Origin of the sequence: Snodgrassella sp. M0351, assembly GCF_016100575.1 — a bacterium.
GTDB classification, from domain to species: Bacteria; Pseudomonadota; Gammaproteobacteria; order Burkholderiales; family Neisseriaceae; genus Snodgrassella; species Snodgrassella alvi.
Window position 1 is genome coordinate 1,308,377 of sequence record NZ_JACFSG010000001.1, and the last position, 13,796, is coordinate 1,322,172.

General features: G+C 38.9%; 7 protein-coding genes. 3 read left to right on the top strand and 4 right to left on the bottom strand.

Annotation, left to right across the window (positions count from 1 at the left end; translation table 11 throughout):
- Positions 1–14 precede the first annotated feature (14 nt).
- Both H3V01_RS05840 and H3V01_RS05845 read right to left on the bottom strand, forming a co-directional pair.
- Complete coding sequence (locus tag H3V01_RS05840) at positions 15–620, bottom strand: glutathione S-transferase N-terminal domain-containing protein (RefSeq protein ID WP_025331062.1); 606 nt, start codon at positions 618–620, stop codon at positions 15–17.
- Positions 621–778: 158 nt separating this feature from the next.
- Complete coding sequence (locus H3V01_RS05845) at positions 779–1,531, bottom strand: Nif3-like dinuclear metal center hexameric protein (RefSeq protein WP_198186229.1); 753 nt, start codon at positions 1,529–1,531, stop codon at positions 779–781.
- A gap of 274 nt (positions 1,532–1,805) precedes the next feature.
- Between H3V01_RS05845 and H3V01_RS05850 the strand changes: the two genes are divergently transcribed.
- The 3 genes from H3V01_RS05850 to H3V01_RS05860 all read left to right on the top strand — a co-directional run bounded on the left by H3V01_RS05850 (position 1,806) and on the right by H3V01_RS05860 (position 9,606).
- The gene (locus H3V01_RS05850) at positions 1,806–2,630 is read left to right on the top strand and encodes a hypothetical protein (RefSeq protein WP_198186230.1); all 825 of its coding nucleotides are present in this window, start codon (positions 1,806–1,808) and stop codon (positions 2,628–2,630) included.
- A 325-nt stretch (positions 2,631–2,955) separates the two neighbouring features.
- Positions 2,956–3,771, top strand: a complete 816-nt coding sequence (locus tag H3V01_RS05855; protein ID WP_078474742.1) for a hypothetical protein — start codon at positions 2,956–2,958, stop codon at positions 3,769–3,771.
- A gap of 12 nt (positions 3,772–3,783) precedes the next feature.
- Entirely contained in the window at positions 3,784–9,606 is a 5,823-nt protein-coding gene (locus tag H3V01_RS05860; protein ID WP_198186231.1) for a calcium-binding protein, read from the top strand.
- Between the two features lie 178 nt (positions 9,607–9,784).
- Here H3V01_RS05860 and carB read toward each other — a convergent pair whose 3' ends face one another.
- Together carB and leuE are read right to left on the bottom strand one after the other, a co-directional pair.
- Complete coding sequence (carB, locus tag H3V01_RS05865; protein ID WP_198186232.1) at positions 9,785–13,006, bottom strand: carbamoyl-phosphate synthase large subunit; 3,222 nt, start codon at positions 13,004–13,006, stop codon at positions 9,785–9,787.
- A 72-nt stretch (positions 13,007–13,078) separates the two neighbouring features.
- Positions 13,079–13,759 (bottom strand): leucine efflux protein LeuE, encoded by a 681-nt coding sequence (gene leuE, locus H3V01_RS05870; protein ID WP_198186233.1) that lies wholly within the window; start codon positions 13,757–13,759, stop codon positions 13,079–13,081.
- Between the last annotated feature and the right edge of the window lie 37 nt (positions 13,760–13,796).

A 13,796-nucleotide genomic window follows, 5' to 3' on the forward strand; every position in this document is an offset into this window, starting at 1 on the left:
TTTGTCAGGATAATTTAACGACGCATTGCTTTCTCGGCTGGTGTTAAGGCATCAATAAACGCTTCACGCTGAAAAATACGTTCCGCATATTTAAGCAATGGTGCAGCTGATTTTGGCAGCTTAATATCATAGTGATCCAGACGCCACAAAAGCGGAGCCAGCGCCACATCAATCATGGAGAAATCATCACCGATAATATATTTGTTTTTAGTGAATGCAGGAGCCAGCATTGTTAAGCCCTGAGTAATGGCTTCGCGGGCTTTGTTCATTTCCTTATTACTTGATTCAGGATTTTCCAGCACCAGTACATGACTGAACAGTTCTTTTTCCAGACGATATAAAACAAGACGGCCACGACCACGCATAATCGGGTCTGCCGGCATTAGCTGCGGATGCGGAAACCGCTCATCAATATATTCATTAATAATATTGGATTCATACAAAATCAGGTCACGTTCAACCAGAACAGGAACCTGATTATACGGATTCATCACAGCCAGATCTTCCGGCTTATTAAAAACGTCTACATCTTTAATTTCAAAATCCATGCCTTTTTCATACAGCACAAAGCTGCAACGCTGACTAAACGGGCAAGTGATGCCCGCATATAATGTCATCATAATTAGTTTCCCAGAATTACTGTATAATCAATACAGTGTGGTGTTTAAAAATTATTCAATTATAGACAAATGACTCTATTTTTACCAGAAAAATAGCTTAAGTTTATGTTTATTAAAATTTTTATTATATAAATTACCACCAATCACACAAAATTCATTTAAGCCGGATTAGGCTCATCAAAAAACTGCTGAGTAATCCCGAATTCACTGGCTAATGCACAGGCAAGTGCCTGAATACCATATCTTTCGGTAGCATGATGCCCTGCCGCGATGAATACCACTCCGCATTCCTGCGCCAGATGGTATTGCGGTTCGGATATTTCACCTGTAATAAATGCATCAACCCCGGCATCAATAGCCTGTTGAAAAAAACTCTGGCCGCCGCCAGTACACCAAGCCAGCCTGCGTACTGGTTGTTGTTTATCGGCACATAGCAATATGGGTTTGTGATTCAGGCCTAGCTCAATCTGCTGAACCAGCTGTTCTGCAGTTTGCTCATAGGTTAAAGCACCGTACTGAATTAAATTCTGTTCACCGCCACAGCCAGTAATCTGCCAGCCTAAACGCTGAGCCAGCTGCACATTATTCCCCCAGCGCGGATGTGCATCCAGCGGTAAATGATAGCCAGCCAGATTAATATTATTGGTTAATAATGTCTGAATACGGCGTTTTTTCCAGCCTGTAATCACAGCCGCTTCATTTTTCCAGAACATACCATGATGAACCAGCAGCATATCTGCCTGCTGCTTTACGGCAAAATCAATAGCAGCCTGACTGGCAGTGACAGCACAAACAATAGTGCTAACTTCATCCCTGCCTTCTACCTGTAACCCATTCGGGCTGAAATCGCGAAACTGAGCAACCGCCAGCTCCTGAGCGCACCAGTCTAAAATTTCTTTTCTGAAAGCCATAAATTTCCTTTAATCGTGCAAGATATAGCAGTCTGCATTGTTAATACATAGCTTTATTCTTATTACAATAAAGTCATTATACTAACAAGCACAGGGAGAAAGCTGAAAATGTCTGAATACAGCTGAGTGAATATGAAATTATAAAAAATCATTATCTTTAAATAAAAATATTTATATGCTTTGTGATTAACTAAATAAATGTTATTTTATGTTAATATTTATTAAAATAATGTAGTATTAAATTTAAACGCTCGCAGATTTTTGGAATATCAAAATGAAAATATTGCTTTTGTTATTAATTTTAAGTTTAAGCGGATGTCTTAACAGCAACAATGATAGTGAACAGGACAAAATTAAAAAAATGGAGGAACAACGGATAATGACAGACACCACAGAGATTACTGTCCGTATTCCATCAAAAGTATCAGGTAAAAAACTGGAGATTACCCTGCCGCGCTGCATGTTTGGTTTTAGTATAAAAAATAAAATTATTGATGGTATAGTCGAGCAAAAGGCAGCAGCAATTATATTTGCCTTACCTACTTTATCAGGTTTTCCCAATGATGAAGAAGCAATTCATCGATGTCCTGATTTTTCTAAGCCTGTTGTAGGTCTTAGTTTTGCGCCGTTATATCGTAATATAAAAGCAGAAAAACTGGAATATGGAAATCATTGGTTCAAACGGGAAAATTACCGATTCCGTTTAAAAGAAAAGAAAAATAATCAGGAATTGTATTATATTGATATTTCAGGAAAACAAACTATGTTTGTTAATAAATCCGAAACCAATCAACAAGATTTAAGAATTGATTTCTGGCCATTTGATGTTAAGGATGAATACAATGCTTTTCCTCATCAAATTGATATTTATTCTGTTTTAGATAAAGAGTTTAGTGTTGCTTACACTGTATATTCCTCGAGATTTCTACATGGAAAGTATAAACCACCAGTAAGCCAGAACTATTTTGCTGATGGATTAATTCAAATATATAAGCACAATGAAAGTTTACTTGACCACCCGGAAATTCAACTGGGTTTTATTCAGAATAATAACCGTATTCTGGATTATATCCATCAGCACAGTAAAGTCGTTGATTAGCTAGTGCATTAGCTAAAGATTTTTACAATAAGACAGACTTAAATATAATTTTTGGGTAGTGAAAACAATTAATATATATATTAATTAATCATAATTAAAATTTCGATTTAGCAATTTTGTGCTTTAATGAATATTTAAAGTACAATAAATATCATATTCTGACTAAATAAAAAGAATTTTTTTTCAATTTAAATCTTCAATACACAATATTTGAATGCATTATGCTTTTGCTATTTATCTGATTAAATGTTATTTTTCGGTTGATTTTATCAAAAGTAAGGGGAATTTTAAATAAATATTTAAACCAGACAGTACAAGGAAAAATATGAAATATTGGCTTTGTATACTGCTTTTATGCTTAACCGGCTGCTTTAATGGCAACAGTGAACAGGACAAAATTAAAAAATTGGAGGAACAAAAGATAATGACAGACACCACAGAGATTACTGTCCGTATTCCGTCAAAAGTATCAGATAAAAAGTTAGAAATTACACTTCCTCGCTGTTTCTTTGGTACAAATCTGAAACATCAAATTATTGATGGAAAGGTTGAAGAAATTGCTGTTAGCATTATGTACCAGTTACCTACATTTTCCGATTTCCCTAATAATGAAGAAGCCATTTATCAATGTCCTGATTTTTCTAAACCAATTACAACATTAGGTATTTTCCCATTGTTTCCCATAGTTGGCAAAACTGAATTGGAATATGGAAATTACTGGTTAAAACAGCAATACTTTAGATTTTCTATTAAAGAACAAAAAAATAATTTGGCACTATATCGTGCTGGCATTGATAGGAAATTAGCCATATTTGCTAATCAATCTGATAGTAGTCAACAAGATATTAGCATTGAATTTTGGCCTTTTGATTCCAATAATAAAGATGATTCCTATCCACATCAGACTGATATACATTCTGTATTATACGAAGAGTTTGGTTTAAGTTATACGATATATTCTTCAAGATATTTACATGGGAAGAATAAACCGGACGATCAGAACTATTTTGCCGATGCTTTAATAAATATATATAAAAATAATGAAAGTCTACTTGATCATCCAGAAATTGTAAGAGATTTTGTTAAAAATAATAATCGTGTTGTTAATTTTATTCAAAAACATAGTAAAGTAATTGATTAATTGGGAGAACTTATGAACTGTTTTACTAAAGGTGAAGATTTTAAGGGATATTTAAACTTAGAGGCATATTTAGCCGAAAATGCGTCCTATGATTTAACTGAAGCTCAACAAAAAGAATTAACATCAATTTTAAATGATATTAGAGAAAAAATAGCTAATGGTGAGGATGCAAATTATTCAAAAGCATATGAATATTTAAAATCAACTATACCACAGGGTAATCCAGATGCTGCAGGCTTAAATACTTGGTTAGACGTGGCAGTAGCTACTAATAGCCGCGGAGCTGGCGGATTTTTGAATAATGTTATTGATAAAGCTTTGCGCTTTGCTACTGATGTAATTATGCGCTCAAGACTATCGAAGTATGATGATAAGAACTATAACCATTTTTCTAATAATATGGCTGATGTGTTGCTGACTAATATAGCACAATCAGGAAAAGTCTCATTAGACGGAATTTTAAAATCAGACGCACAGGGTTTTACCCGTTTTGATCCTGAATCTTTAACACCTTCAGATTGGCCCGGTTCTGCACTGGACTGGCATAATCTTGATAATCTAGGTGCATTAAATCCACTCGGTTTTGTACAAACTTTAGGTAATCTTTATTTCGGATATAAACATTTTACCCTAGATCCTTTTAATTTCGGAAACTGGATATGTGAACATACTAGAGAATGGTTAAATTGGAATCGTGACGGTAAGTATTATATCTATGATCCTCTGGTACTGGATCTTGACGGAGATGGTATTGAAACAGTTGGTTCCAGAAAATTAAACGGGGCTGTCTTCGATCATGACGGAGATGGTATCCGCACGGCTACAGGCTGGGTAAAGGCTGATGACGGTCTGCTGGTTGTTGACCGTAATGGTGACGGTATCATTAATGACGGTACTGAACTGTTTGGTGACAGTACGTTGCTGGCTGACGGCACTAAAGCAAAAGACGGTTATGCTGCATTACGTGAATTTGACAGTAATGGTGATGGTAGAGTAGATGCGCAGGATAAACATTTCAATCAGTTACGTGTATGGCGAGATCTGAATCAGGACGGCATCAGCCAGACTAATGAATTGTTTACGCTGGAACAAGTTGGTGTTAAAGCATTGAATCTGGCTAATAAAAATACAAATACTAATCTGGGTAACGGCAATACTTTAGCGCAAATCGGAAGTTATGAAACTACAGACGGGCGTACCCATGAAATGGGTGATGTCAATTTTGAGCATAAGCCGATTTTCAGTGAGTATGCCGAAGAAGTTAAACTGACAGAACAGCAAAAACAGGCACCGAATTTAAAAGGTACAGGCCGGGTGCGTGACTTACGCGATGCAGCAGCGCTTTCAGATAAACTCGCTGAGCTTTTAAATACTTATTCGAATACCGAAACGCGGGCCGGACAATTGTCTTTACTAGATAAATTATTGCTGGAATGGGCAAAATCCGATCCTCAGTTTGATGAGAATGCTAAATATTCTCTGGGTACAGACTGGATAAGAGTTAGCTCAAATAGTGGCGGTTCAGGTTTTACACCTTCACAAGAAGGTGGCTTAAAAGTTGCAGATCCGGAATGGCTCAAAAAATTTGATACTTACAGCAATAAGCTGAACATTCTGAATGCTTTTACAGGTGAATCTTCTAAACTATTTTATGCAGGCACCGCAAAGCAACGTCAGAAACTTCTGGATACTATTGATGATACTTATAACAGTATCCGTGATAGCCTGTATGAAAGTTTGCTATTCCAGACACGTCTGAAACCATATCTGGAGAAGCTAACATTCAAATTAGAAAATGATCAGATATCTATAGATTTTTCAGATACTACTGCGGCTTTCAATCAGGTTTTCCAGCATAATCCGGAAAAAGCTTTTGTTGACTTAGGAGAATTTCTTGCCTATCAGTACGATGGTTTCTGGCCGGAAGGATTTAATCTTTTAAATCAGTATATTGATTATGCTAAAACTCATGGTGTATATGAACAATGGTGTAATCATCTGGGGCAGACGGCACAGGATAAACTGAGTGTATGCTCAGGCAGTGATGGCGACGATATTCTGATTGGTACCAATCTTCTGAGTGATGGCAGAGATATTATTAAAGGTGGTGCCGGTAATGATATTCTTATCGGCGGAATAGGCAACGATGACCTGGATGGAGGTGCTGGCTCAGATATTTATGAATTCGCACGCGGATTTGGTCAGGATGTTATTCACAATCATGATACCGGTACAGATAAAATAGATAAAATACGTTTTACTGACGGTATTTTAAGAAGTGAAGTGATATTTGTTCGCGAAGGTAATGATTTATTCCTGAAAATCAGAAATACTACCGATCAAATTAAAATAGAAAATTTCTTCATTAAAGATGGTCACGGCGGATATGAAATTGATCTGATTGAATTTGCTGATGGAAAACAGCTTAATGTAGAGGAAATCAAAGCATTATTGTTACAGGCGACAGATAATAACGATATTATTCATGGTTATGAATCAAATGATTCGCTGATGGGCCTTGCTGGCAATGATACTTTGAAAGGTCATGGCGGGGATGACTTGCTTGACGGTGGAGATGGTAATGATAACCTTGATGGCGGTGCTGGTAATGATGTATTAATCGGTGGTGCCGGTAATGATATTCTTTATGGCGGCGATGACGATGATATTATTATTGGTGGTACCGGTAATGATTATCTGGAAGGTGGTGAAGGCTCAGATCTATTCATCTTCGACAAAGATTTTGGCAACGACAAGTTACTCGAATTCAATCCCTCAGGTAAGGATATTAATACTGTATACTTTAATAATTGGATAAAAGATGATTTTATCTATTATCGCAAGGGTTTGGATTTTTATATTGTGGCTAAAAATTCAGCTGATTCATTACAACTTATCAACTTCTTCCGTGCTTCCGGTGAAAATCAACTAGACTATATTAAATTCTCAGATGGCAGCCGGCTGGATATCTCAGATATTCGTACTCTTACTCAAACCGGAACTGATGGTGATGATGAGTTGTATGCATATGGTACAAAAGATACATATTTGAATGGCGGGAAAGGCAATGACCAGCTTTATGGTGCAAACGGTAATGATACATTGATTGGCGGTTACGGTAACGATCGTATTTATGGTGGTGCCGGTAATGATGTTCTGACCGGCGGCACAGGAAACGACTATCTGGAAGGTGGTGCCGGTTCTGATATTTATATATTCGGTAGCAATTTCGGTCATGATGTTATTAATAACTATGATTCATCCGGTATTCGCGAAGATATTATCCGCTTTACCGATAATATCAGTCAGGCTGATTTAATTTTCCGACGTACCGGCAATGATCTGATTATCAGAACCCTTCAGGGCGATAACAGTATTATTGTTCAGAATTATTTTCTGAATGAAGCAAAAGGAAATTATCGGGTTGATTTCATTGAATTTGCTGACGGTACCCGGTTAAATGTGCAGGATATTAAAAAATTAACCCAAATCGGTACTGATGGTGATGACGAACTTTATGCTTACAGTAATGAAAACACCGTACTTAATGGTGGTCTTGGTAATGATTCACTATTTGGCGCAAACGGTAATGATACATTGATTGGCGGCGACGGTAACGACCGTATTTATGGTGGTGCCGGTAATGATGTTCTGACCGGCGGCACAGGAAACGACTATCTGGAAGGTGGTGCCGGTTCTGATATTTATATATTTGGCAGCAATTTCGGTCATGATGTTATTAATAACTATGATTCATCCGGTAATCGCGAAGATATTATCCGCTTTACCGATAATATCAGTCAGGCTGATTTAATTTTCCGGCGTACCGGCAATAATCTGGCTATCAGAACCCTTCAGGGTGATAACAGTATTATTGTTCAGAATTATTTTCTGAATGAAGCAAAAGGAAATTATCGGGTTGATTTCATTGAATTTGCTGACGGTACCCGGTTAAATGTGCAGGATATTAAAAAATTAACCCAAACCGGTACTGATGGTGATGACGAGCTTTATGCTTACAGTAATGAAGACACCGTACTTAATGGTGGTCTTGGTAATGATTCACTATTTGGTGCCAATGGTCGTGATATTTTAATTGGTGGCGATGGTGACGATAAACTATATGGTAATGATGGTAATGACATTTTAATGGGTGGTACAGGAAATAATTATCTTGATGGCGGTAAAGGAATTGATGGTTATGTATTTTCTCGTACGGATTTAATAGGAGAATCTGTTAATCATATTACCGACAGTGACGGATTAGGTTATATCAGTATCGATAATGTTCGTCTAAATAATTTAAAATGGACTATCGATGCAGTAAAAGATACTGTATGGTATTCAGGGAAATTGAAGCTGCAAAAAAATGGCAGTAATCTGATAATAACTGGTGATTTTAATTCAAGCATTATTATTCATGATTATCATGATGGTGATTTAGATATTAATCTACCTGAACGTAATCTAGCACCAGAAGTAGCACAGCATATTGATCCTTTAAATACCCGAGGAGGTCGTTTCTTTAGTTATCAGCTACCATATAATTTATTTAAAGATCCAAATCAATCAGATGAAATCTTTATTAGCGTAGATGGTTTGCCTGACTGGCTAAATTATGATGAACATACTCAAACCTTATATGGTACACCTGATGCAGATTTAAATGGTGAATTCATTATTCAGATTACAGGAACAGATACTGGCGGTTTAAGTGCTCATATACCGCTTCACCTAAATATTCAAGCTAATCATACACCAGAAGCTGTCGGACATATACAAGATCAAAGACTGGTTGCAAAACAATCATGGTCTTTTGGAAAAATCGACCATCTATTTACTGACCAAGACGGCGATAAACTGCAATATACTCTAAAAGCAGTTAACCCCAAAGATGATATCAGCTGGCTGACTATTGATCCAATAACTAATCAGCTAAGTGGTACTCCATCTCAAAGTGGTTGGTTTACTGTACAGTTAGTCGCTACTGACGAATTTGGTAAACAGGCAATTCAACAAATTGAGTTTGAAATTTTACCAGCTGATACGATTTTTGCGGAAAACAAAACCAGTTATGGAAATGATAAGAATAATGTTATTATCGGAAACAATCTGAATAATCATATTCATGGCAAAGGCGGAGATGATTATATCGAAGGAGGTGCCGGTAATGATAGCTTATATGGCGATCAGGGTAATGATTATTTGAATGGAGGCATCGGGGATGATTACTTATATGGAGGTAAAGGTAACGACATTCTTGTAGGAGGTTTGGGTAATGATTATCTGGAAGGTGGTATAGGCAATGATACCTATGTAATCAGCCGTGGTCATGGTCATGATACAATAGTTGAAAGTAATCAGTTCGAACAGGATACAAATATCATCCAGTTTACTGATATTCGATCTGATGAAGTCATTTATCGCAAAGAAGGGTCTAATCTGATAATTTCCGGATACTCTGATACTGATTCAGTTTTAATCAAAAACTTTTTTGGCAAAAAACAGCTTATACAAACTATAAATTTCGAAGATAAAAGCATAGATTGTAAGGAGCTTAAGCTGAATCAGATTAACACTTTAATCAAACGCAAAAAATTTACGGAAATCAGCGACAGGAGTGTTTATACAAATAGTAATAAGGGACAGAATATCAACCAAACTGGATACTTTGTCACGAACAGTACACATGAAGCCAAGATTGCTAATCAGGTAAATCAGCTGATTACAGCAATGACAGATATGTCTGCCGGTAATATAACTGGTTTTATGGCTCCTGAGCAGACAGTATTGCCTCATCAGCATAATACTGTAGCTGCATATTGGGGTAATTAACAACTGTACTTTAAAACAAAGCCTGCAATTTGATTTCAGGCTTTGTTCATACTTGAATTTGGTAAAAGACTAAAGCTATTACTTTCTAATGATTTCAAAGTAAATTTTTTGTTTTTTTATTAATAAAATAGCTGCTGGTTGCATTATTAGCAATCAGCAGCTTTTTACCTTGAAATAATTAGTTTTGCAGTGCTGTCTTTATGCGCTGATGTAAATTCTGAATACTATAAACATCAGTACGGGATAAACGGCTTACTCCTTCACTCATCGCTAAAGCACCTGCAACAGTAGTGTATAAAGGAATACGCATATTCAGTGCACTACGGCGGATTGAATGGCTGTCTTTAATAGACTGTACATCACTGCTAACAGTATTAACAACCAGAGCAATTTCACCGTTTTTAATGGCATCAACAATATGCGGGCGCCCTTCAGTTACCTTATTCACCACTTGCACATTGATTCCGTGCTCAGCCAGAAAAGCTGCTGTCCCGCGAGTGGCACATAGTCCGTAACCGAGCGACTGAAAATTGGTTGCCACCTGAACAACAGCAGGTTTGTCTTCATTACGTACAGCCAGAAACACTTTACCAATAGTCGGCATACGTTCACCCGCTCCGAGCTGGGCTTTTAAATATGCTTCGGCAAATGTTTCACCGACACCCATTACTTCACCGGTAGAGCGCATTTCCGGCCCAAGAATGGTATCTACGCCGGGAAATTTAATAAAAGGAAATACGGCTTCCTTAACTGCAAAAAATTCAGGAATAACTTCTTGTGTGTAACCCTGTTCGGCCAATGAAATACCGGCCATAACCCTTGCTCCGATTTTAGCAAGAGATACACTTGTGGCTTTAGATACAAATGGAACAGTACGTGAAGCACGCGGATTGACTTCAAGTACGTAAACGATATCATCCTGTACCGCAAACTGCACATTCATCAAACCAACTACATCTAAAGCCATTGCCATGGCTGCTGTCTGACGACGAATTTCATTCTGAATATCTTCACTTAGCGAATAAGGCGGAATGGAACATGCTGAATCACCACTATGGACACCTGCCTGTTCCACATGCTGCATGATGCCGCCAATAACTACTTGTTTGCCATCACATACACAATCTACATCTACTTCAATAGCGTGACTGAGAAAGTAATCAAGCAATACCGGGCTATCATTCGATACTTGTACAGCTTCGCGCATATAGGTTTGTAATTCATTAGATGAATGCACTACCTGCATAGCTCGTCCGCCAAGTACATAAGATGGCCGTACTACCAGCGGATAACCAACTTCTTCAGCCAGTTGCAGTGCCTCTGCCTCTGTACGTGCTGTACGGTTTTCCGGCTGACGCAATCCCAGTTTATGCAGAATCTGCTGAAAACGCTCACGGTCTTCTGCTGCATCAATGGCATCAGCTGAGGTACCGATAATATTGACACCATTAGCTACCAGTTCATTAGCCAGTTTTAAAGGCGTCTGGCCGCCATAATGCACAATGAGACCGTCAGGTTGTTCGGTATGACAGATTTCCAGTACGTCTTCAAGGGTAAGCGGCTCGAAATACAATCTGTCAGAAGTATCATAATCTGTCGAAACTGTTTCAGGATTACAGTTCACCATAATGGTTTCAAAACCGGATTCGCGCAATGCTAATGCAGCATGTACACAGCAATAATCAAACTCAATACCCTGACCGATACGATTTGGTCCGCCACCAAGAATCATAATTTTTTTTCGCTGTGTCGGTTCCGCTTCGCATTCTTCTTCATAAGTTGAGTACAGATAGGCAGTATCGGTAGCAAATTCAGCTGCACAGGTATCTACGCGTTTAAAAACCGGATGCAGATTCATGGCATAACGATGCTGCCTGACACTGGCTTCATCCTGATTAAGCAATTGCGCCAGCCGTTTATCAGCAAAACCTTTGCGTTTGAGTTTACGCAGATAACTGTAATCGATATCTTCCAGTCTGATCGCTGTTAGTTTCTGTTCTTCGCTAACCAGATCAGCAATCTGTGCCAGGAACCACGGATTAATAGCACAAATTGTATAGATTTCCTCTAATGAAAAGCCGGCACGAAATGCATCAGCGACATACAGTATCCGTTCAGGACCGGGATTAGCCAGTTCACGCTGAATGGCTGCACGGTCACTGCTGCGGCAATCAAAGCCGCTCAGACCAACCTCCAGACCGCGCAGAGCTTTATGAACAGACTCCTGAAATGTACGACCGATAGCCATTACTTCCCCGACTGATTTCATCTGTGTCGTCAGGCGATCATCTGCGGACGGAAATTTTTCAAAGGCAAAACGGGGAACTTTAGTTACCACATAATCAATGGAAGGCTCAAAGGAAGCCGGTGTGCGTCCGCCGGTTATATCATTTTGCAATTCATTCAGTGTATAGCCTATTGCTAGCTTAGCTGCGATTTTGGCAATCGGAAAACCGGTAGCTTTAGAAGCCAGAGCAGAAGAACGGCTGACACGCGGATTCATTTCAATCACAATCATTTCGCCGTTTTGCGGATTAACGGCAAACTGTACATTAGAGCCACCGGTATCCACACCGATTTCACGCAGCACTGCCAGAGAAGCATCACGCATCAGCTGATATTCTTTATCCGTCAGTGTTTGTGCCGGAGCTACTGTAATCGAATCACCGGTATGTACACCGCACGGATCAAAATTTTCTATCGAACAGATAATAATGCAATTGTCGGCACGGTCACGCACCACTTCCATTTCATATTCTTTCCAACCCAGTACAGACTGTTCGACCAGTAATTCATGAGTAGGTGAAGCATCAAAACCACGTTCACAAATAGTAATAAATTCATCTTTATTGTAGGCAATACCACCGCCACTACCGCCCATGGTGAAAGACGGGCGAATTAATGCAGGAAATCCAACCTGTGCCTGTGCATCCAGAGCCTGCTCCATGCTATGGCAAATAAAGGATTTCGGGGTATGCAGGCCGATTTTATTCATTGCCTCTTTAAAACGGCCGCGGTCTTCTGCTTTATCAATTGCATCTTCGGATGCACCAATCAGCTCTACCTGATATTTTTTCAGAATACCGTTATGCGCCAGATCAAGAGCACAGTTGAGTGCCGTTTGCCCGCCCATCGTTGGCAAAATTGCATCGGGACGTTCTTTTTCAATAATTTTTGCCACTGTCTGCCACATAATCGGCTCAATGTAAGTAACATCAGCCATATCCGGATCTGTCATAATCGTAGCCGGATTGGAATTAACCAGAATGACTTTATAGCCCTCTTCACGCAATGCCTTGCATGCCTGAGCTCCAGAGTAGTCAAACTCGCATGCCTGACCAATTACAATAGGACCGGCACCAATAATTAGGATAGATTTTAAGTCTGTGCGCTTAGGCATACTGATACCTTTATCAAAAATTATCTGTTAATTTAGCGGTACGGCAGGATTGATTTTCTGACAGTCAATCGGTTAGTCGATACTTGCCGTCCATAATTTCAGTGCAAACGCAATAAACATCAGCCCGATTGTGGCTACTGCCCCGGCAGCCAGACGCTGATAGTGACGAAACCACTTGACCAGCGATAAACCACTGAATATCAGTACGCTTAGATAAGACAGGCTGAAAATTTGCAAAATAATAGCCAGCAGTAGAAAACTATATGCCGGATGTGAGTAATGCGGATCAACAAACTGAACAAAAAAAGCCAGAAAAAACAAAATTGCTTTCGGGTTTAACAAACTGAGCAGCAAAGCATGCTGAAAGTAATGGCGTGCCGGAAGCGGTTTACTGGCTTGTGCCGGCTCACACAATGATTGTCTGAAAACATCTGCAGCAGCCTGCTGACGTCTGTTCCATTGCTTAAAAGCTGAACGCAGCAACTGCCAGCCCAGATAAAACAAATACAAGCCACCGACCAGTTTCAGTATTAAAAACAATGCAGGTATGGTTTTGATAATTGAAGTTGCACCTGAGGCTGAAAGCAACATCAAAATACTGTCACCCAGAAATATTCCGGCAACCGCACAATAAGCAGCCCGTGCTCCATATTTTCCGGCCATGGCCAGACAATACATTGAATTTGGTCCCGGCAGCAGAACAATTGCTATGGCACCGACAATATACGTTCCCAGATCAGTAATACCAAACATGGGGATTCCTGTACTTTTTTACTATTCTCAATAAATG

Excerpts from the sequence above, each read along its gene's own strand:
- H3V01_RS05840 (WP_025331062.1), bottom strand. The coding sequence starts at position 620 with ATGATGACATTATATGCGGGCATCACTTGCCCGTTTAGTCAGCGTTGC.
- H3V01_RS05845 (WP_198186229.1), bottom strand. The coding sequence starts at position 1,531 with ATGGCTTTCAGAAAAGAAATTTTAGACTGGTGCGCTCAGGAGCTGGCG.
- H3V01_RS05850 (WP_198186230.1), top strand. The coding sequence starts at position 1,806 with ATGAAAATATTGCTTTTGTTATTAATTTTAAGTTTAAGCGGATGTCTT.
- H3V01_RS05855 (WP_078474742.1), top strand. The coding sequence starts at position 2,956 with ATGAAATATTGGCTTTGTATACTGCTTTTATGCTTAACCGGCTGCTTT.
- H3V01_RS05860 (WP_198186231.1), top strand. The coding sequence starts at position 3,784 with ATGAACTGTTTTACTAAAGGTGAAGATTTTAAGGGATATTTAAACTTA.
- carB (WP_198186232.1), bottom strand. The coding sequence starts at position 13,006 with ATGCCTAAGCGCACAGACTTAAAATCTATCCTAATTATTGGTGCCGGT.
- leuE (WP_198186233.1), bottom strand. The coding sequence starts at position 13,759 with ATGTTTGGTATTACTGATCTGGGAACGTATATTGTCGGTGCCATAGCA.